The organism is Marinibactrum halimedae (assembly GCF_021234875.1).
GTDB classification, from domain to species: Bacteria; Pseudomonadota; Gammaproteobacteria; order Pseudomonadales; family Cellvibrionaceae; genus Marinibactrum; species Marinibactrum halimedae.
Genome location: NZ_JAJQVM010000026.1, coordinates 1 through 21254 on the forward strand (window position 1 = coordinate 1; position 21254 = coordinate 21254).

Below are 21254 nucleotides of genomic sequence, written 5' to 3' on the forward strand. Positions count from 1 at the left end.
CGTTGGAACCACCTGAACCCATCCCGAACTCAGAAGTGAAACGACGCATCGCCGATGGTAGTGTGGGGTTTCCCCATGTGAGAGTAGGACATCGTCAAGCTTCTAATACTAGCCCTCTGGATCTTTGGTCCAGAGGGCTTTTTAGTTTTAAATAGTAGAAAATTAAAGTAACAATAAAATACAGAGGCAAATATGGTTATTTACCTCGACTCCTTTTAGGTGGCAAGAGTCGAGGAGGGAGTTTAACTAGATAAATATCTTTTTCTTTTATTACTTTTCATTTTAGAAAGGTCTGCGAGAAATAACCCGTCAATACAATCAGAAAAGTCTGGATCTATATTAAAAGCTAGGAGCTGAAACCCTCCATGTTCAAAAAGAGCTGCATATTGTTTAAATAGGATTGGCATTTTGGTATTTTTATTTGAAAAGGCGTTTTGTAACTTTTTTAGGCCACTTTCGAAATTGTCATTTTCGTATTTTTGTTGAAGAATTAATTGGGTTTCTAGAGGCAATTCATACGGCATTTTTCCGGTAGCGTAATTCATGCTACCCGTATAAAAACGAGTATAGTAATAAACTAATTCATCTACCAACGACTTTTCGTAATCTGCGCTGATGGACACTGGCCCGATAAGATATCGGATTTCTGGGTGATGATTTAAATAAGCCCCGATACCTTGCCATAAATAGTCTAAGCTTGCCTTTCCCCAGTAATTCGGGTTGACAAAACTACGTCCAAGTTCGGCAGTGTTGGGTAAAATTTTTTTCAAGTTTTCACTGAAGTGAAAAAGAGACGTTGTGTACAGCCCTCGTAGTCCAGCGTAGCTTAGAATTTTAGCGCATTTTCCAATTCGGTAAGAGCCGGCGACCTCTAACTGATCATGATTCCATAAAATAAGATGTTCATAATATTGATCGTAACCATCAATATCTCGCCTTGATCCTGTTCCCTCTCCCACTTTTCGAAAAGTTAATTCTCTAAGGCGTCCTATCTCTCTCATAAGAACTTGGTGATTAAAGTCAGAAAGGAAAATGGAGTTGTGATCTCTGGTTTCACCTAAAAGAAAAGTGTTTTTGAGCTCGTTCTGAAGCTCTTTTCGGTCTTCTGGGTGAGCAACAGTGCGTAGTGTTTCAAAGTTATATTTTTTGTTTCTCCCCAGTTTATAAACGTGCTTTTTCAAACGCTTTATCAGAGATTTGTCGTTAAGCTCTTGACTTGCCAAAGCGTCTGAAGGGATAGGTTCTCCAATTTTAAATTCAATTAAAGCTGAGCGTTTATTGAACATTTCTCTAGCAAGCAGCATTGTTCCAAGTGGCTTGAATAACATAGAGGCACTGTAAAACAATAATGAATTCTTCGCTTTGATATGAATAGGTAAGACGGGGGCACTTGCTTTTCGAGCAAAACTTAAAAAGCCTGGTCTCCATCGTACATCTTTAACACCAATAGGACTGGCTCTAGAGACTTCTCCGGCGGGAAAAATAATGACGGCTTCTTCGTTATTAAGTGCGTTGAGTACACACTTATAGGACTTTCGTGGACTGCCGCCGGTCATGTTATCCAATGGAATCAAGAGGCTTTGGATATTCTCAAATGTCATTAGCATGTCGTTTGCAACAATTTTAACGTCACGACGAACTTCACTGATAAGGCGGAGGATGGCTAGGCCATCAAGAGAGCCAATAGGGTGGTTAGCGATGATAACGACTCTCCCTTGAGATGGGATATTTTGTCGGTCTCGTGCTGAAACACGATAACTGAAATTGAAATACTCAAAGACTTGATCAATAAAGTCGAGTCCATGTAAATGCCCATGAGCCTCAAGAAATCGATTGATTTCCTGTTCGTGGGTCAGTTTTCTTAAGATAGAAAGAGTGGGTCTGCGGATCAGGGGGGGTTGATGAGCAAATCCAGGAAACTTATTGGTAACAGCTTGTTCTATATCGATCATGATGGCCACACTTTTGATTGCTACCATCAGACTATGAGCATGTTATGACAATTGGATGAAGTGCTTTTGTCACCTCTGTGACAATATAACAATGGTTAATAAATAAGAGATATTAACGACTCAATAAATATCCTATCGAAATAATACCTCTATTTTTCGATAGGTTGAATAGAGGTAAGAGTTTCTTCTAGCCTAATCATCTGATTGTCCAATAGTCTCTGACATTGTTCAACTAAGCTGTCAATTTCACACCACTCTTTGGAATCATGACGTATATTAATTTTGTCGGATAGGTTGAATGCCAGTGCTTTGTCTAATACCAAACGAGTAGAGGCTGTTTTTTCAAGTGTGAGTCTGTGTTTGATGGCCTGTTGAAGTGCTTCTAAGCGTGGACTGGTTACAACTGCATTGATACCAAGAGCGGTTGGTGATTTTTGGGCGAGTGCAAGTATAAGTTGTCCGCAGCAAAGAGCTTGAAATGCGGCTGTTTCAAAGTCCACCTGCTTAATTTCCAGGGTGGGTAGGATGTTGTCAAAAAAGCGGAGTTGTCCATCATAAAGAGTGGCGATAGCATTCAAGCTTTTGACGAGAAATGAGAGTGTTTTCTGACACTCGTCACTATCAGGGTTTTTGGCAAGCTCTTCTAAGTGAAGACTGTATAAGGAAAGGTAGGCTACTTCTTCTGCAGGCTCATTATCGGGTTGGTTATTGGCCTCTTCATAGGGTTCAGGGAGGTTATCGTCTTGGGCATAAGTTGGTGACGTCGCGATGGATGAGCGTAATGGTCTAACGTTTGCTGAAATAAAATACAGTAAAATGAGTGCGCCCAGAATGGCAAACCCGGAAATCCAATGAGAAATAACAGTAATATTATTGTCATTACCGTGAGTTGTGACAGTAACATACCCAGCAATATTATTATTTTGAGTGATGGGAAGACTGTGATGTACAGAGTTTTTCGAAGGTGGAGTATTGATGCTTTCAGCCAGAAGCCGGTTTTCGACATCGTGTACTGTCAGACTGCTAATGTTGGTTGCTTTCGAAATTTGTGAGGTGGCAACTTGGAGACTAATTAAGTCGTTGGCAAATAGGGGTTCTGTTGAATAAAGGGCTGCCAAGCGAGCAATGGATTCTCCGTAATGCTTGTGTTGTATAGCCTCTTGATGGGTAAAGATAAATCGAAAAATCATAGTGGCAGAGGCAATGCCTACTAATAACGTCATCAACACACACGTGAGTGCAAATTTGAGTTGGTGACGACTGTAGGTTGTGGAATCAACGTGGGTATTCATAACATCTCTATCTAACACATAGGCCCACAGTTTAGCTCAAAAAAACCCGTACTTTATACTACTATGGCAAGTTGTTTCTGGCTCTGGGATAAACTTAAATTAAACGAAGATGTGTGCGCTTGTGAAAACAACTTTTTTATTTCGGTGCTATGGGCACCTTAAAAACCAGAATGTAACCGATATTCTTACCTCTCTATCGGGTTTGCTCGTCAGTGGCGAAGGGCATATTCTCGATATCAAGCAGTCGATAACTCATGATTTTCTGACGGTATCTATTTTGTTTACCAGTATGAATAAGTCCAATGGTTTGGGCGTGAAGCTCGAGACTATGGCACAGTCTTTATCGATGAAATCTGACTTGGAGCAAGTGGCTGAAGAGGCATTGGACAACATACACGGTGATGGAAGCGCCCGTTATGTTGTCACAGTGTTATCTCGTTATGTTTCAATGGAGCACCTGCATCAAGTATTGGTGTTGTCTCAAGAACGTCATTTAAAAGTCGATAGTATTCGACAGCTAGCGACCTTGCCCGATGCACAACAGGCAGTTCAAAAACGTTCTGCTATAGAAATTGTGTTGATTGGAAAAGGTAATGTAGAGTCGTTACACCGTGATTTTCTCAGTCTATCTTCTGAGCTTAATATCGATATCGCATTTCAATTGGAGACACCTTTTCGGCGGGCACATAGGTTGGTGTGTTTTGATATGGACTCAACGTTAATTGCCACAGAAGTTATCGATGAGCTTGCCGCTGCTGCCGGAGTGGGCGAACAAGTGGCAGAAATTACCGAATCTGCAATGCGAGGTGAAATTGATTTTACGGAGAGCTTTCATAAGCGGATGGGGCTTTTAAAGGGGCTTGACGAATCCGTGCTTGAATCGATTGCTGAGCAATTACCCATTATGGAAGGGGCAGAGCGCCTCTTTACTGCACTGAATGCACTGGGCTATAAAACCGCGATATTGTCTGGTGGTTTTATGTATTTTGCACAGCACCTACAAAAGAAACTGGGCATTGATTACATTCACGCTAATGAATTAGAAGTCGTTGAAGGTAAAGTGACTGGTCGAGTGACTGGTCGAGTTGTTGATGGCCAACGCAAAGCAGAGCTTCTAGAGCGCATTGCTCAAGATCATGGTATCCCTCTTTCGCAAGTAGTGGCAGTTGGAGACGGTGCAAATGATTTACCGATGCTCTCAAAAGCCGGATTAGGAGTGGCCTTCCGCGCGAAGCCTCTTGTGCGTGAAAAAGCAAAGTACACGCTCTCAACACTAGGGTTGGATGGGTTGTTGTATATGTTGGGAATCGAGGATTGATGAAAGAAGGTGAGAACTTGATATCCACAAGCCAATGTGCAGGCTTGTGGACAATGAGTATTTTATAGAGTGCTTTATCCGTCTGAATTGAAATCGTAGTCCATCTGTGAATGAGGTTCTTGTAAATAATGTCCTTGAATATAATGAACACCCGCTTGCCATAGTTTGGATAGTTCAGTGGCATTTTCTACGAATGGGACTATCGTAATCTTTTTCAGTTCATGCAGTTGCTTAACCAATGATGTTAGCCCAGTAGACTCTGTATTTTCTTGCAATTCACGAGTATACGACCCATCTACCTTGACGTAGTCAAATGGCACATGTTTTAGATTATTCATGGGGTTGAGTGTGCAGCCAAAATTGGTAACGGAAACCACTCCACCGTTATTTTGTATCGACTTGACAAAGTGCTTAGCATGATTGATGTGTGAGCTAACGTGAGATTCTTGGATTTGGAAAATGACGGCATCAGGAGGTAAGTCTGCCGCTTTTAATGCTACCTTTAGCCATCCAGGCAAAGTGTCATCCAACAGTGCTTGCTCGCTGAGGTTGATGATAAGTTTGGTTTGATTGCCCTTTTCTCGATGGTCAGATAGCACTTTTACCGATTCCAATACCACCCAGCGATCTACTTTATTGATCATTTCCATCTCGCGCGCAACATCAAGAAAGTCAGAGGGAGAGATTTCTTGTCCATTTTTGTCCACCATTCGCAGCAGTACTTCGTACTTTTCTTCTTCAGACCCGCGAAGGCTGATAATGGGTTGGAACAATAAGCGAAAACGATCTTCGTTTAATGCAGTTTTAAGTTTGAGAGCCATGGATTTGTCGTGGTCGTCATTGGACTCTTCGGGCTCGTAAAGCTTCACTCCACCGGTATTGTCACTGTCCCCTTCGCGCAGCAGCTTTTGTGCTTTGCGTGCATACTCTACTACTTGGTCAACTTTTGTAGTGGCTTCTGTAATTAGCCCTATGCCGATTTGGAAACGCAGTTGTACCGTTTTGCCTTTGACTTCAATAACTGAGTCATTGATAAATTGATTTAATGCTTCACCTCGCTCTAAGGCACTGTTGGCGTTGCAGTTGATCATGACCAGTGCAAGAGTGCTGTCATTAAAGCGGGCTAGAAGTTCTGACTTGTCTGAAAACTCATGAATTCTGTTGGCCAATTCTTTTATGGCCAGTTCGCTGTGTCGGATACCGAGCGTATCGACAATGCGATTGTCAAAATCTGCAATGCTCATCAATAGCAGTGCATGAGTATTATCTTTACTGGTGGCGTTATCCAGTGCCTTTTCCAAGCTTTCAAGGAGACTATTGCGATTGGCTAAGCCTGTGGTGGTGTCTTTGGTTCGGAAGTGTTCTAGGTGTTGACGAAGTTTTGTATCTTTTAACCCATCTACGGCAGTATTGGAGGTCAGTGCATTTTGTACTCCACCTTCGGTGACGAGCATTTGAATGCAAGGTTCCTCTTCGTACATCGCAAGAGAAATTTGAGTAGTGATGGAGACCGGGTCATTACTTTCGGTAATCGCAGAAAATTGCAAAGGCGCGGTTTCTGCACTGTCTTTTTGCAGGCTGAATTTCTTAAAAAAAGCTTTTATGTTTTCTTGATCGTCATCCGACACCATGTCGATGATGGGCATACACTCTACATCGTCTCTTTCTGTATACCCCATGCGCTCGGCAAACGACTGATTGGCATAGAGGAACATGCCGTCTTGTACGTAGGCGATGGCGTCGCGAGAATTATCCAAAAGTCGTTGTGCTCGACGCTCGGCCTCTAACATTTTTCGATCAGCCAGCCGACGGGTTTGCCGGTGCTCTCGATTGGCTAATTCTCTTTGGATTACCAATAAGAGGTGTTGGTCTTGATCCAATTCCACCACTTCGGTAGCTCCCGCTTTTAACCCTTTTACGACAGATTGAGACCCCTCTTCTTCTGTCATGGAGATGACCGGGACATCTTTATTTAAGCGTTTGATGGTACGGATGGCGGACACAATTGGAAGGTTGTTGGTGCTTTCGTGGCCGATCAATAAATCCCAAGATTGTTCTTGTAAGAGTTTAGATAGGGCTTCTTCACTTTCAACGTGTTGGGCGCGGTTAGGGACACCGGCATTACGTAGCATGCTCAGTAGGCGTTCCACTTCGCTTCGTGAATCGTTAACAATCAACAGACGAATGGTTTCGTTAGGGCTCATTTAAGACAGCTTAATATTTTAATTGTCGAGGGCTTAGTGACAGAACTCACCGAAGGTAGTCAGTCGGTTGCTCTGGTCTCGTAGACGTGATTGCTTACCCAATGAGGGCTTTACATCCATCGTCTTATTTGTTTTTGCTTATTGCTACAGTGTTTAGTCTAAAGTTGTTAGTGCAACTTAGTTAGAACCTATTTGTCAGGCTCAATGTGTCGGAACAATGTTATCGGTTACAAAGACGATCGTTATTTAACATTGTACTGGCGATCACTCATTGTAAACACCCTACCTTTTGAGCTTCTTTCCTTTATCAGTAATGATGTTAGCGTCGAGAATAGGTATCTTATAACCTGATGCCTGTTTTATGAATTTTTTTTATAGGAATGTCTTATATATAAGAATTTCTTATCCGAAAATTTTCATTTGGCTAATCACATTTTGCCTTGTCGTTATATTCTCTTCACTTTTAAACGTTGTGCGCCACTTCGACTTCCATTTGCAGATGTCGTTTCGCTGTGTAATTGATGCAAAGTGTAACCGAACACATTTGTTCACCGAAGTCGGCCCTTGTTTTTATATTGTGAATTGTGTCACATTGATTTGTGATAAATGGTAAAAATTTCAAGATTAATTGCAGTTTAGTTCAGCTTTTTTACATGAAACTGTGAAAAAGAGCCTGTTGAAAACAGTGTATGCCCCAATTGCAACTGTTGAGTATCTCCGCGAGCACGTAGGGTAATGGTGCTTTGTTCTTGGAAGGGCATGGTCGCGGTCAGAAAGCTAGGCCGTGCGCCGGGTGTGGGTTCTGTGATCATAATGGCACGCATGAAATCGGTTTCGCCGCCGTGAGGGCTGACGGTGGATGCACCATAAGCTTCAATGGTATTACCTAAAAGCTCAAACCCGAGATCCAGAGAGGCGTTGACACGATGTTTTATCCAGCGAATAACGCCAATACGCCACATACGCTTACCTACTTCCCGAATGGCCATTAATTCGCCTGATCGTAAATGATGGGGCACCTTGTCATGCCATGTAATGCAATAACCGTTAGCACTGCTATTGTTGGATTTCACGGTGTAGATATTATGTAATTTCTTGTCATCATTCGAATCAGGAGAATGTGCTTCCCAGTTAGTCTCAAAATGCGGGTTTTGCATGATATTGGACTCACCGTACAGAAAGCTGTCGAATTTTTTCCCTTTAATCAATTGATTATGAATGTGGGTGAGCCCAACGCAAACTTCAAAGGTTTGAGAGTCCAAAGCCCTGTTGGCTTGTCGTTGCTGTTTGTGACCCCAGTGTGAGCGCAGATGATCTCGTAGGCTTTTCGAGAAGCCATGGGGGATATGAATAATATCCCCTTGTCCAAATTGTTCTTGTTTACTGAAAGCTCCAAGTAAATCATCAAAGTTAATAGAAAGCCCGGTTTCTAATAACCGCTTATGCGAAAAGTTGGCGGTGTAATCTGGGCCCCTGTCACTGTGGGTGTCTGTGCTGAATAGGCAAGGGGATTTTTGGTCAAAGGGAGGCGTGTGTATCAAGGCCGCCCAGTGCTCAAGTGCTTCAAATAGCACATTCATTTCGGTTAAGCGCAACTGGTAGGGGGAGGCGCAGGCGAGACTGATGCTGCGTATATAAAGAGTCTGACAACTGCTGGCAGTCTTACTGATGGGGTCTTTGATGGTATTCGAGTCCAGCTCCCATAGGTGGGAGGCTAGATATAATGTGTGGATATGCAACCAAATATCGTCTGGTACAGGAGAGTAAAGCTGATAATTCCTTAGCAAGAGCAAGCCATAGCCATTGAGGGCTCGGTGCAAGCAAAGATTCAGTGCTGAGGCGTTGGGCTTGCGCTCCAAGCTCAAATCCAAGGCAGCTCTGGAATACGCCATACTCAAGTGCTTTTGCAAAGCTTGGGAAATAATGACCGATTTAAGTTCGGCCTCAGTCAATGAAAGTGGGTGTTGAATCAGTGCGCGAGTTAATGTGTGTATACTATTTTGAACTAATGGACGCAGATACTCTAATATCTCTAGGCGTGTTTGAGCAGGCATGATGACGCGGCTTAATTCGGGTAGCGTTTGGTAAAAAAGTGCGCCGATGCGTTGTGCTTGTGTTGCGGGTAGATGTTTTGCCCATTGTTCGACTTTACTGAGTTTATTGCCTGCACAGAAGCTTAATTTGGCTGTATTGCACTCTGGCAATTGAAGTCGTTGCAGAGGATTATTTGTAGAAGCATCCAGATTGGAGGCTTGATGACCAAGTTTGTTACGAAACTTATCCAGCATGAAGGTTCACTCATATTTCGAAGGGTGCCTATTCGCACCTCAAATTTCCATGTAAATGGCTTTAACTAGCCGATCCATACGTTCACTTATATCGTTACTACTACAATCTGTACTACTACAAACTCGGTATCGTTGATACTTGCAGTCCTGTTTTTGCGTACTAATTTGCGTACTAATTTACGTACTAAAAATTTTAACATTGGTTATTGAAGTTGGCGCTTAAATTTCCTTTATTTAAAAATGAAGCCTTTCATTCCATGCTCTCATTTGATAGATACTCTCGTCTAATAATAGGTGCTAATGCACTGTTTGGCTGATTATTAGTGATACCTTGTGTTAGCCGCATTTTTAGAAAACGGAAATTGGAGTCTTGGATTCCTTTCCGGCAATTTCTCGGACTAGCTTTGGAACGAGAAACCCCGGCAGTTCACCCAACAAGGTTTTATAGAGTGTCTGAGCCTGTTTTTCAGAAACTTCAAAATGGGCTGCACCGGAAACTCGGTCAAGTAGATGAAGATAATAAGGCATGACACCGGCAGCGAATAAGGCTTCACTGAGCTCAGATAAGACATCAGCACAATCATTAATGCCTTTTAACAGTACTGTCTGGTTCAACAATGTGATTCCCGCTTGTTGTGCTTTATGCAGGCGTTTAGCAAGCCGCGTATCCAGTTCATTGGGGTGATTGGTATGAATCACTAATAGTGTCTTAAGCGTTGAGTTCGCTAAAGCTTCAATCAATGGTGTATCCAGGCGTTCAGGGATGACCACAGGTAGGCGAGTGTGGAATCGAACTCGTTTGATATGGGCAATGGTTTCGATGTCGTTGAGCATGTTAATAAGGGCGCGGTTGCCGATACTGAGTGGGTCTCCTCCGCTGAAGATCACCTCATTAACTTGGGGGTGTTGCTGAAGATAATGCAGCATTTTTGACCAGTGATTACCCTGAGAACGATTGTCTTCGTAGGGAAAATGGCGCCGAAAACAATAACGGCAATGGATGGCGCATTGGCTCGAAGTGACGATGAGTACACGGGAGCGATACTTGTGAATCAGGCCAGGTACGGGGTTGCTTTCGCTTTCTTCTAGTGGATCATAGGTGAATCCTGGGATGGCATCCTGTTCTTGATGAATAGGTAGCACTTGTTTCAGGAGAGGGTCGTTCAAATCTCCCTTCTTCATTTTCTCAATAAACGGGCGTGGTACTTTCAGCGGGAAGTCTTTTGCAGAGGCGAGTGCCCCTTGGAGCGCTTCTTCTGGTAATTCCAGTAGCGTGATGAGTTCTCTCGGGTCTGTAATCAAAGTTTGTAATGCTTCTTGCCAGCGACGATCTATCACCGTTGATGTTTCTGTTTCCGTTTGTAGGGAGGTGGCGATGGTATGGGTGCTCATGGTCTTAGCAGTTCTGAGAGAAGAAATTTTGATCGACGAGGTGTTGAGGTTGGTGGTCATCGGATTTTGAATGAATTCTACGGAGATAAATGTGCATGCAGTCGTGATTTATGTCGAGATTGTCTGGCGTAAAGTGTAACAGTGAAAGTAGATATGTTGAATTTTCGATATAGGAATCGTCCCATAAGTTATGGCTTGGGCCATGAATTCGGTATAATCCGCCGTTAGATCGTCGCAAGGTGGGGGTGTAGCCCAGCCTTGATCGATATCGCAGATTGACTGCGACTATTTCTGATTGAGTAAATGAGATTACGATATGGCTAGCTTTTCAACGAATGATTTTCGGGGTGGATTAAAAGTAATGTTGGATGGAGATCCTTGCTCCATTCTGGAAAACGAATACGTTAAGCCGGGTAAAGGCCAGGCCTTTAACCGGGTGAAATTGCGTAACCTGGCAACTGGCCGTGTGTTAGAGCGTACTTTCAAGTCTGGTGACTCTTTGGAAGGTGCGGATGTGATGGATCAAGAAATGGAATACCTCTACAACGATGGTGAGTTCTGGCATTTCATGGATCCTGCCAGCTATGAACAACACGCCGCTGATGCCAAAGCGGTTGGTGATGCACACAAGTGGCTGAAAGAGCAAGATGTATGCACGGTGACTTTGTACAACGGTTCGCCACTTGCTATTGCCCCGCCTAACCATGTTGAGTTGGAAATTGTGGAAACCGACCCTGGTTTGAAGGGCGATACCGCACAAGGCGGTAACAAGCCGGCGACCTTATCCACAGGCGCTGTGGTGAAGGTGCCTTTATTTATGTCTGTCGGTGAAGTGATTCGTGTTGATACTCGTACCGGTGAATATTTGGGTCGTGCCAACAAGTAGGTCGTGCTAACAAGTAAGTAGCATCACAGACACAGTTTGATTGAGTACAGTGTGTTTGATTGAGTATGTTCTAGTAATGAAAACGCCGATAGAACTTTTTCTATCGGCGTTTTTTATGGTACGAGTGTTTGTAAATTTTTATGCTTTTTGATGGTGTAGGTTGATGTCGAAGACTTCTTCTTTCTCGGCGTGGGCACCCAGCGCAACGCTAGACACTTTAAAAGCTCGCGCGTTATTGATGCGTGAGTTGCGTGGTTTCTTTTTTGATCGAGACGTTTTGGAAGTGGATGTACCGTTATTAAGCCGAGCAACGGTCACCGACCCAAATATCGAATCGATTCAGGCCATATGTAATCAAGAACCCGTTTTCTTGCAAACTTCTCCAGAATTCTTTCTTAAGCGTTTGTTATCCGCAGGCGTAGGCTCACTGTATTATCTGGGTAAAGCATTTCGCGACGGAGAGGCTGGTCGACGACATAACCCTGAATTCACTATGTTGGAATGGTACCGGGTGGGGTGGACGGCAGAAGAATTGATGAATGAAGTGGCAGCGCTCTTGCGAGTGGTATTAGGAGCAATGCCGGTGACCACTAAGCGTTATGGTCAAGTGTTTTTGGAAGCGCTAGGGGTGAATCCACACGAGCAAGATTCGATTCGTCTCTTGGCATCCTTAAAAGCTGTGGCAAAGGAAAAGCTCTCAGTCAGTTTCGATGATAATGACCCAAATGTGTGGATGGAATTACTCTTTAGCCATTGCATTGAACCGAATTTAAAGGGTATCACCTTAATTTATGATTTCCCGGCGTCTCAGGCGGCATTGGCGAAAATCGATCGTAATGACCATGGTGAGCCGGTGGCGTGCCGATTTGAAGCCTATGTTGATGGCATTGAGTTAGCCAATGGGTACTGGGAGCTGACGGATTCACAAGAGCAAGCACGGCGTTTTGAGAAAGATTTGCACAGGCGACAATCCACAGGTGCATATTTACCTCCTGTGGATAAGCACTTGTTGCATGCACTGCAAGCCGGAATGCCTGAATGTGCAGGTGTGGCGCTAGGTGTTGATCGACTTCTGATGCTGAAGCGGGGGGTGAAAAATATTGCGGACGTTGTGGCGTTTGATTTCTCCCGCTGTTAAAACGCATTCTTAAAAACGCCGTTAAAAAAGAGTAAAGGTGCTTGAAGGACTTATCTATATGGGCCGCTTGAATTTTTTTCGGGCGGCGTCGACTTTTTCTCGAATTACACATCCTTCAACGTGATCGTTAATCATCCCCATGGCCTGTAAAAAGGAATACACGGTGGTGGGGCCAACAAATTTCCAACCTTTCTTTTTGAGTGTTTTCGAAATCAGTGCCGAGGTAGGAGATTGCGATAGCGATTGGGGCTCTGGTATTTCAGCGGGATCAGGTTCATGACGCCAAAAGAAAGTGGCTAATGAGCCTTCTTCCTCGATTAATTCTTGTGCGCGTTGGGCGTTGTTAATCACAGCTTCAATTTTTCCACGATGCCGAACAATACCAGCATTACTCAGTAACCTTTCAACGTGTTTATCGGTGTACTTTGCCATTTTGTTAAAATCAAAATGATCAAAGGCGGCCCGAAAATTGTCTCGTTTATCTAAAATGGTGCGCCAGCTTAGTCCCGATTGAAAGCTTTCTAGGCACAGCTTTTCAAACAAGCGTTGATCATCATCAACGGGAAAACCCCATTCATTATCGTGATAGTCAAGAAAATTGGGGGCGCCCCCACACCATTGGCATCGAGGTTTATTATCTGGGCCTATAAAATATTCAGTCATTGAGTATCTCTCAATATCGTTTCCATTTATGCTTTTTGTATTGGTATCCCGAATGCACAATGTAAGCGAAACACTGCAAAGTTAACAATGGTTTCAAAAAAATGGCATCTCGAATTTTCACCTCCCCTGTTTTTTCTTCCAGTGCGGCATTAACGGCCAGTGCAGCATCAATCAATTATCGTCGAATACTTTTGATTCGAGCGTTGTTGATTGTGACGTTGTCATTGCTGTTAGGGGCGGCCATTTTATGGTTGAAAGAGCCATTGCCGTATTTGACAATATTATTGTGTTTGATATTACTGACTGGTGTGAGCGTCGGTTCGATTTGGCGGTTTTATTGGCGTAGGCCGATTCACGATGGGGATATTCTCTTTCAATTATTAATTGATGTAATTCTACTGAGTGCGATTTTGTACTGTTCCGGTGGGGTGAGTAATCCTCTTGTTTCTTACTTCCTTGTACCTATTTGTATTGCCGCAGCGACATTGCGCTGGGCGTATACATGGGTAGTTGCGGGTATCTCCATTCTTAGTTATTCATTCTTGCTCTTTTTTTATGTACCAGTGGTGGCGCTTAATCCTCATGGAATACCTCATGGTGCTCTTCAACATAATACCGAGGGTCATATTGGTCAGCATCATCAGCATGCACAGAGTGAAATCTCACCGGCTGTAAGGGAAGACGGAGAGGTAATGAGTCAGGAGGTAATGAGTCATAGCGTAGTGATGGATAACTCCTCAATGGCGCTCAATGCTCACTTAGTTGGAATGTGGTTGAATTTTGCACTGAGCGCACTGTTAATTACCTATTTTGTTGTTCCTATGGCTCGCTCTATTCGTCAACAGGCGGAAACTATTAATGAACTTCGGGAAGCGGATTTGAGGCAGGAGCAGGTTCTGGCTGTCGCAACTTTAGCAGCGGGTACAGCGCATCATTTAGGTACGCCTTTGTCTACTATTAAAACATTAGTCAGTAACGCTCTGATTCGGCTCGCAGAGGATCAATCTGGTAAGGCTGATGAGCAAACTCGTCCAGCATCAAACGTATCAGGTAAATTAAGTAAAGATTTACAGACAATTCAACAGCAAGTTTATGCCTGTCAGTCCACGTTAAAGCATTTGGTACAACAAGCCGAGCAGCCAAGTTTGAATAGCCCGCCTACCGTTGCTCTCTACGATTTTTGTGATGAATTGATTGAGCAGTGGTTAGTGATTCGCCCGGATGTGGAGGCGGATGTGCGTTTACCGACACACAGCCTTAATCCACAGGTCGACTGGCACAATACATTGCGTTTAGCCTTAATGAATTTATTCAATAACAGTGCAGATGCCTCTCCTACGGAGGTAGAGATAATGTTTGACTGGGGGGAGCACGAGTTTCGTGTGGATATTTTGGATCGTGGCCCAGGCGTTGATGATCGAGTCAAAGCCAATCTGGGTAAAGTCCCTGTATCGACTAAAGACAGCGGTTTGGGAATCGGTATGATGATTTCACAATCAACGATTTCACGTCACTCTGGGAAAGTCATGTTATTTGAGCGCTCTGGAGGAGGGACGCATACACAGGTTATATTGCCTATCCGTAATCCGTGAAAACGTTTTCTAGTACCGAGAACACCACAAATCGACAGAGAATAACAATGAGTGCCATATTATTGGTGGATGATGATGTGATTTTTCTAGAGGCGATGGCACGGGCGCTCGCTGCGTTGGGTTACGACCCTATTATCGCCGAAGATGAGCCCACTGCCTTGGCCACACTCGCGGGTGCTCAAGAGCGAGGCATTTCGGTCACAAAAGCCGTGGTGGATTTGCGCTTGGCGGCGTCATCGGGCTTGCATTTGATACCACAACTTAAGGGAATTACACCTCAGCTGGATATTATTTTGTTAACGGGGTATTCGAGTATTGCCACTGCCGTAGAGGCAATCAAGCTTGGAGCGAAGGACTATTTGTGTAAACCCGCAGACGCGCACGATGTGATTGCCGCGTTCAAAAAAGGTGGGGCTAACCCCAATATTGATATCCCCGTCTCACCACCGTCCGTTAATCGCCTTGAGTGGGAGCATATTCAGAAAGTATTAACTGAGCATGAGGGTAATATTTCTGCTACCGCTCGAGCGCTGGGTATGCATCGCAGAACCTTGCAGAGAAAACTTCAAAAGCGACCTGTAAAGAGTTAAAACACGACAATAATTGAGTCATAATTCAATACAGTTTGCTTGCTTATTTTCAACGGGTGTTCATTTTTTATAAGAGCACCAGTATTAAGAGTGCCAATAATAAGAGTGCCATAAGCGGTTGGAATATCAAAAATTATTTGAGTACCGCAAAGTGGGGCAGAAGCTTGACGGCAGAATGTTTGCTGGTCGGCGTGGTATGCTTCACAGTCCTTTATGTCGAAAATTGCGGTTAATAGACCTGCTTGCTACATTCAGCTTTGGACGACAGTTTTTGATCAATGTGACTTGTGGTCAGCAAGCTTGTAATTAGGTTTTGTGGTAGTTGGATTTTATAGTCAGGTTAGTGATTAGAGTGGCAGTAGTGGTTAGCGCTAATTAACATAACGCATAAAATCGTAGCGAAAAGCGAACTTTTAGGGGCATAAATAAACTATATCCACGCCTGTTTTAAACTTTCATGATATCGGCGATAAATAGCTATGGCGCAACCTGTGAACAAGGAAACACCTGAAACCTTAGGCCACGACTTACCGTTTACGATTTTAAAAGCCACGGTGAGCGGAAACTGCGTACGCATCATATTGGATCATATGCTGGATTTGGATATGAAACCCAATCCAGAAGACTTCTCGGTGGCGCTTCCTATTTCTGAATACCCGGAGCACGGTGCTTTAGAGCCAGCAGCATTAGATATCCAAATTCAGCCAGAAAAACACCCCAATCGTGCAGCGATTGTTTTGGTTATGGATGAGGCAATCCCGCCTGTGACCGAAGTAGAGCTTCACTATCATCCTCAGCAATGGTTAATGTGGTCGGTGACGATTGATGAGCCACTTGAAGCATTTGTCTTAGCGGTTCCTGTCGATTTTGTAGAAAGCGCCGGTGGGAATAATGTCAGTAATAAACTGATTCACAGTTTAAAGCAGCAGTCCCCAGAGGCGACTCCAGTTAAGCAAGAGGTGGTTCCTCTTGAGCCGGAAGTTCGACGTATCACCCCAACCACTTTAGACATTAGTCTCAATAAAGATTTGATTCAACACCAAGGGGTTTCAGTCAATGATTTTCGTGCAGAGGCTGAAGATTATTGGTTAACGGTAGTCGGTGCGGCCTTGTATCAACCGGCACCGACGGAGCCTCATCAAATTCGGCTGCAATTGCGTGAAGAGTTGACCGAGGGCGAGACGATTCGTATCGCCTTTAAAGCCAAACGTTACCCAATTACCACCCTTGATGGCACTAACATTACCAACTTTGAAGTCACTACCAAGGTGCTGTTTGAAAAAGTCGATAAAAAATCGAATAAAGATGAAATTGAGGAAGCTCCTGAAAATCCGTGGGCCAATTTTGGTTTAGCGATTGATTCTGATATCGACGAAAGTACTCTTAAGTATAAAATTTTAAATGCGCTTGGGTTGGTCAAAGAAGAGGTCTCGGACGAAGACGAGTCACGCAAAGTGTTGGCTCCGGCATTCACATGGCAATTGAAAGCCGCTTTTGCCAGCATTGGTGTGTTTACAGTTTGGATCGTTGCGGCTTTATTGAATTTGGTGGTGTGGTTACCAGCCGAATTGGATGAGGAATCGGCTTTGGGTAACATGAGTGCAGCACCGGTGAGTATGGCCAAGCCAAGCGCTAATACGAGTGCCGCAGCGAATAGTTCTCAGGGTAGCAATGACAATATGGCTGCCGCTGCACAGAGCAATAAATGTAATTTGAAGTTTGCCAGTGGTAACAGTTACCAAGGTGAATGTAACGCCAAAAGTCGTCCTCATGGTAAAGGTACGTATAAATGGACTTCAGGCAGTATCTATGTCGGCTATTTTGATAATGGCGCTCGTTCTGGTAAGGGACGAATGGATTACAGTTCTGGTTCTCGTTATGACGGAGAATGGAAAGCCGATAAGAAAAATGGTCAGGGATCTTATTGGAATGCTACCGGTGATCGTTTTGTCGGTGAATTTAAAGCTGGGAAAATGACCGCAAACGGTACTTGCTTTAAAGTGGATGGCACTAGCCACCAAGGGTTTTGTAAGCAAAACTGATTGTTGTTAAAACTGACCTTGTTGTTAAAACCCCCGATTTGTTGCTTTTAATGCCTGACATTAAAAGTAAGGGTGCTTAGGAGCTGTCCATTGATTGAAAAATTGACTCCCCACCGTTTTTCTTTCACTGCCATGGCCAGCCCTTGTGCCTTGCATCTTTATTCCTCATCTCAAGAGTACGCTAAATCCGTCGCGGATAAAGTTATAGAAGAAATCCGTCGCTTCGAAAAAAAATATTCCCGTTATCAGCCCGATAGTGTTGTAACCAAGATAAATGAATCGGCGGGAAAACAGGCCATTACCGTTGATGTAGAAACCGCTGCATTGTTGAATTACGCGAATGTTACCTGGGCAGAGAGTGACGGATTATTTGATATTACTTCTGGGTGCTTGCGTCGTATCTGGAATTTCAAAGAAAAAATCATCCCAAGCCAAGAGATCATTGAGCAAACCTTAGCCAATATTGGGTGGGAACACATTCAGTGGAGTGGCTCTGAATTGTATTTACCCATTGTTGGAATGGAGCTGGATTTCGGTGGTTTTGGAAAAGAATATGCCGCCGATATTGCAGGGTCGTTGTGTCGAAAGGCAGGGATTGAGCATGGCTTAATTGATTTGGGAGGCGACCTTGTTGCCATTGGTCCACACCCCGATGGCTCAGCATGGAAAGTGGGTATCCGCAATCCGAATCAACCCGGCCAAGCCGCAACCATAGTGGAGTTGTATCAAGGTGGGCTGGCAACGAGTGGCGATTACGAAAGAGGTTTTTCGTTAAATGGGCGCTACTACAGTCATATTCTTAACCCTAAAACCGGTTGGCCAGTCGAAGGTTTTGCCAGTGTCACCGTGATTGCCGATCAGGCATTAATTGCTGGAACGGCCACAACAGTAGCGATGTTAAAAGGTATTGAAAAAGGTAAAGCCTGGTTGGAAGAATTAAAGGTTAAACACTTATGTATTGAGCGACGATGATTGATCTTCCCTGATCAACAACGCTGCTTTATTTTTGAGGCTTTTTAGCTTTTCTTATTTCCTTTCTTTTTTTTCGTAGATTTCTTTTTGGTGCTCACCACTTTTTTTGCCTCTGATTTTTTACTGGCGCTTTTCTTGGTTGAAGGCCCTTTATTGAATTTGGCAGACATTTTTTTCTTATTGCTGCTTTTCTTTTTGGGTTTTTTCTTAGGGTGAGTAAACGTTTCTTCTTTTTCAGGTTTGCTTGTCTCTTGCTGACGAGCAAGCTTTCCTTCAGCAACCGGGCGCTTACGGGGTGACTTTCTACCGGATTTTTTGGCTTGTTGTTCGGCGTGCATTTCTGCCATGAACCGGGCTTTGGCGCTGACTTTTGTTCGGCGTGGTTTGCGTTTATTGCCTACTAATTCGAAATCAATTTTACGCTCATCCAAATTAACACTCGCCACCTGCACGCGGAGTTCGTCACCTAGACGATAGACAGTCCGTGTTTTTTCTCCAATTAAATGGTGTTTGGCCGGTTCGAAGTGATAATAATCTCCTGGCAAATTAGTAACGTGAATTAATCCTTCCACGTAGTAATCAGATAACTCGACAAACACCCCGAAGCCCGTCACGCTGGAGATGACACCATCGAATTCTTCCCCAATACGATCACTTAAAAATTCGCACTTCAGCCAACTGACGACTTCACGAGTGGCATCGTCGGCGCGGCGTTCGGTGAGTGAACATCGCTCCCCTAAAGCGAGCATGGCCTCAGTGTTATAAGGATACATAGCCTCTTTTTTCAGTACTGGGGCATTCTCGATGGGGGCAAGATGTCGTGCGACTTTTTGGGCGTAAGGAGCGGCGGCTTCGCCCCCCCGCAATAAAAAGCGAATAGCTCGATGAACCAATAAATCTGGGTAGCGACGAATAGGCGAGGTAAAGTGTGTGTAGGCGGTATAGGCCAGCCCGAAATGTCCTTCGTTATCGGGTTGATACACCGCTTGCGACATACTTCTGAGCATTACAGTTTGAATTAAATGGGCATCAGGACGATCTTTAATTTGCTGTAATATGGTTTGGTATTCTGCTGGCGTGGGGGTGCCTCTACCGCGCATAGAGAGCCCCATTTCCCCTAAAAATTGACGCAAATTATCGAGCTTTTCATCACTAGGCCCTTCATGCACACGGTACAGTGCATCAATTTCGGCTTTATCTAATAGTTTTGCGGCACATACATTGGCGGCGAGCATACACTCTTCAATGAGTTTGTGAGCGTCATTGCGTTGCACAGGAACAATGCGGCTGATTTTTCGGCTGTCATCGAAAATAATTCGCGTTTCAACGGATTCAAAATCAATGGCACCACGGGTATCTCTTGCCGCACGAAGCGTTTTATAAAGGTCATGCAGCGTATCAATAGGCTTTAATAAAGAAGCGTAATTTTTTCGAATACCGCTATTAATGTCATCCCGTTCTTCGATTATTTTACCCACTTTGGTATACGTTAAACGGGCATGAGAGTGGATAATGCCTTCGTAAAATTTATACCCGCTGATTCGGCCTGCTGCGCTGATGGTCATTTCACACACCATACATAGGCGGTCTACCTTCGGGTTCAGTGAGCATAAACCGTTAGACAGTGCTTCAGGTAACATTGGCACAACGAAGTCTGGGAAATAAACCGAATTACCGCGCTCTATGGCTTCACGGTCTAATGGAGAGTGGCAAGGTACATAGTGAGAAACGTCAGCAATGGCCACGTACAAACGCCAGCCGCCGGAGCGTTTGGTTTCGCAATAAACGGCATCATCGAAATCGCGAGCGTCTTCCCCGTCGATGGTCACAAAGGGCAATTCTCGCAGGTCAACGCGATGGGTTTTATCGGATTCATCGACTTCAGTGGGTAATTGGCCGGCTTGAGCGGTGACATCGCCAGGCCAAAGGTGGGGTATACCATGGCTGCGAATGGCCACATCAATTTCCATCCCCGGCGCCATATGGTCGCCCATCACTTCAATAATTTCACCGGTAGGGAGGTTGTTTCGACCGGGCTGCTGGGTAATGGCAACAACAACAAATTGGCCCTTTTTCGCATCGGCTAATTTTTCTGGTGGAATCAATACATCGTGAGCGAGGCGGGGGTTATCGGGGCGAACAAAATGTATACCCGATTCACTGAATACTCTCCCCACAATTTGATGGGTATTGTGCTGGATAACTTCGACAACATTTCCTTCTTTTCTGCCTCTGGGGTCACGACCAGAGACTTGCACATAGACCTCATCGCCATCCATCACGCGGCGCATTTGTCGGTTCGGTAGGTAAATATCTTCGCTGCCATCGCTGGGAATTAAAAAACCAAACCCATCCTTATGGCCTTGAATGCGGCCTCTAACCATATCCATTTTACTGATGGCCCCAAAGGCACCTTTGCGATTACTGAAAATTTGCCCATCTCGGGCCATGGCGATAAGACGGCGGCGAACGGCTTCAACAGGATCTTCCTCGGTTACCCCGAGTAAATCACACATTTCCGGATGTGTGACAGGGCCTTCAGCGTCTTCCAATAGTTGGAGTAAGTATTCGCGGCTAGGGATCGGGTTGGCGTAGTTTTTTGCTTCCCGCTGAGAGTGGGGGTCGTTTTTGAGATGTGTGGCAGAGGAGGTATTGGATGGCTCTGCTGGATCGGTATGTTTCGTAGTAGAGTTATTTTGTGCCGTTTCTCGGCCTTTTTTTTGTCTTGGCAATGTTCTATTCCTAATAATTCAAGCCCTTTTCTTAAAAGTGAGTATATACCTCAAAAGAGGTATTCCCTATTAACTTCTATTCAATCTGAATAAATTCAGTACAAAAATAGTGACTCTGTGAGTGTGATAGGCAGTGATTGTCTCATTAATTCACATAAGAGCAGTAGGGGAGGAGGCAAAAGAGGATGGGGAG

14 protein-coding genes and 1 rRNA gene are annotated in these 21254 nt (G+C 44.3%); 8 read left to right on the plus strand and 7 right to left on the minus strand.

All coding sequences use genetic code 11. The features are described 5' to 3' along the window. A 5S ribosomal RNA gene (gene rrf, locus LU351_RS14670) occupies nt 1-100 on the plus strand; the annotation flags it as partial. A gap of 142 nt (nt 101-242) precedes the next feature. On the opposite strand, the gene olsF is transcribed toward rrf, so the two are convergent. Together olsF and LU351_RS14680 are read right to left on the minus strand one after the other, a co-directional pair. Then, nucleotides 243-1952, minus strand: coding sequence for a bifunctional ornithine lipid synthase OlsF (gene olsF / locus LU351_RS14675; protein ID WP_232594842.1), 1710 nt, complete (start codon nt 1950-1952; stop codon nt 243-245). A gap of 149 nt (nt 1953-2101) precedes the next feature. After that, a complete protein-coding gene (locus LU351_RS14680) occupies nt 2102-3244 on the minus strand; it encodes a hypothetical protein (RefSeq protein WP_232594843.1) in 1143 nt (380 codons plus the stop codon). Between the two features lie 121 nt (nt 3245-3365). On the opposite strand from LU351_RS14680, the gene serB reads away from it, so the two are divergent. Further along, nucleotides 3366-4562 (plus strand): phosphoserine phosphatase SerB, encoded by a 1197-nt coding sequence (gene serB / locus LU351_RS14685; protein WP_232594844.1) that lies wholly within the window; start codon nt 3366-3368, stop codon nt 4560-4562. A 74-nt stretch (nt 4563-4636) separates the two neighbouring features. Here the strand turns inward: serB and LU351_RS14690 are convergent, their stop codons facing one another. The 3 genes from LU351_RS14690 to epmB all read right to left on the minus strand — a co-directional run bounded on the left by LU351_RS14690 (nt 4637) and on the right by epmB (nt 10446). Next, nucleotides 4637-6766, minus strand: coding sequence for an EAL domain-containing protein (locus LU351_RS14690; RefSeq protein ID WP_232594845.1), 2130 nt, complete (start codon nt 6764-6766; stop codon nt 4637-4639). A gap of 635 nt (nt 6767-7401) precedes the next feature. After that, the gene (locus LU351_RS14695) at nt 7402-9054 is read right to left on the minus strand and encodes a hypothetical protein (RefSeq protein WP_232594846.1); all 1653 of its coding nucleotides are present in this window, start codon (nt 9052-9054) and stop codon (nt 7402-7404) included. A 348-nt stretch (nt 9055-9402) separates the two neighbouring features. Beyond that, complete coding sequence (epmB, locus tag LU351_RS14700) at nt 9403-10446, minus strand: EF-P beta-lysylation protein EpmB (protein ID WP_232594847.1); 1044 nt, start codon at nt 10444-10446, stop codon at nt 9403-9405. A gap of 316 nt (nt 10447-10762) precedes the next feature. On the opposite strand from epmB, the gene efp reads away from it, so the two are divergent. Both efp and epmA read left to right on the plus strand, forming a co-directional pair. Beyond that, nucleotides 10763-11332 carry an elongation factor P gene (efp, locus tag LU351_RS14705; protein WP_232594848.1) on the plus strand — a complete coding sequence of 190 codons (570 nt, stop codon included), beginning with the start codon at nt 10763-10765 and terminating at the stop codon, nt 11330-11332. 163 nt (nt 11333-11495) lie between these two features. Beyond that, nucleotides 11496-12470 (plus strand): EF-P lysine aminoacylase EpmA, encoded by a 975-nt coding sequence (epmA, locus tag LU351_RS14710; protein WP_232594849.1) that lies wholly within the window; start codon nt 11496-11498, stop codon nt 12468-12470. Between the two features lie 54 nt (nt 12471-12524). On the opposite strand, the gene LU351_RS14715 is transcribed toward epmA, so the two are convergent. Then, a complete protein-coding gene (locus tag LU351_RS14715; protein WP_232594850.1) occupies nt 12525-13133 on the minus strand; it encodes a DNA-3-methyladenine glycosylase I in 609 nt (202 codons plus the stop codon). A gap of 101 nt (nt 13134-13234) precedes the next feature. Here LU351_RS14715 and LU351_RS14720 point away from each other — a divergent pair, with 101 nt between their 5' ends. From LU351_RS14720 to LU351_RS14735, 4 genes are all read left to right on the plus strand, one after another. Further along, nucleotides 13235-14725 carry a sensor histidine kinase gene (locus tag LU351_RS14720; RefSeq protein WP_232594851.1) on the plus strand — a complete coding sequence of 497 codons (1491 nt, stop codon included), beginning with the start codon at nt 13235-13237 and terminating at the stop codon, nt 14723-14725. 47 nt (nt 14726-14772) lie between these two features. Continuing rightward, nucleotides 14773-15315, plus strand: a complete 543-nt coding sequence (locus tag LU351_RS14725; protein WP_232594852.1) for a response regulator transcription factor — start codon at nt 14773-14775, stop codon at nt 15313-15315. Nucleotides 15316-15806: 491 nt separating this feature from the next. Next, entirely contained in the window at nt 15807-17357 is a 1551-nt protein-coding gene (locus LU351_RS20960; RefSeq protein WP_232594853.1) for an MORN repeat-containing protein, read from the plus strand. Nucleotides 17358-17447: 90 nt separating this feature from the next. Beyond that, nucleotides 17448-18329 (plus strand): FAD:protein FMN transferase, encoded by an 882-nt coding sequence (locus LU351_RS14735; RefSeq protein WP_232594854.1) that lies wholly within the window; start codon nt 17448-17450, stop codon nt 18327-18329. Between the two features lie 44 nt (nt 18330-18373). Here LU351_RS14735 and rnr read toward each other — a convergent pair whose 3' ends face one another. Next, the gene (gene rnr / locus LU351_RS14740) at nt 18374-21061 is read right to left on the minus strand and encodes a ribonuclease R (protein ID WP_232594855.1); all 2688 of its coding nucleotides are present in this window, start codon (nt 21059-21061) and stop codon (nt 18374-18376) included. Between the last annotated feature and the right edge of the window lie 193 nt (nt 21062-21254).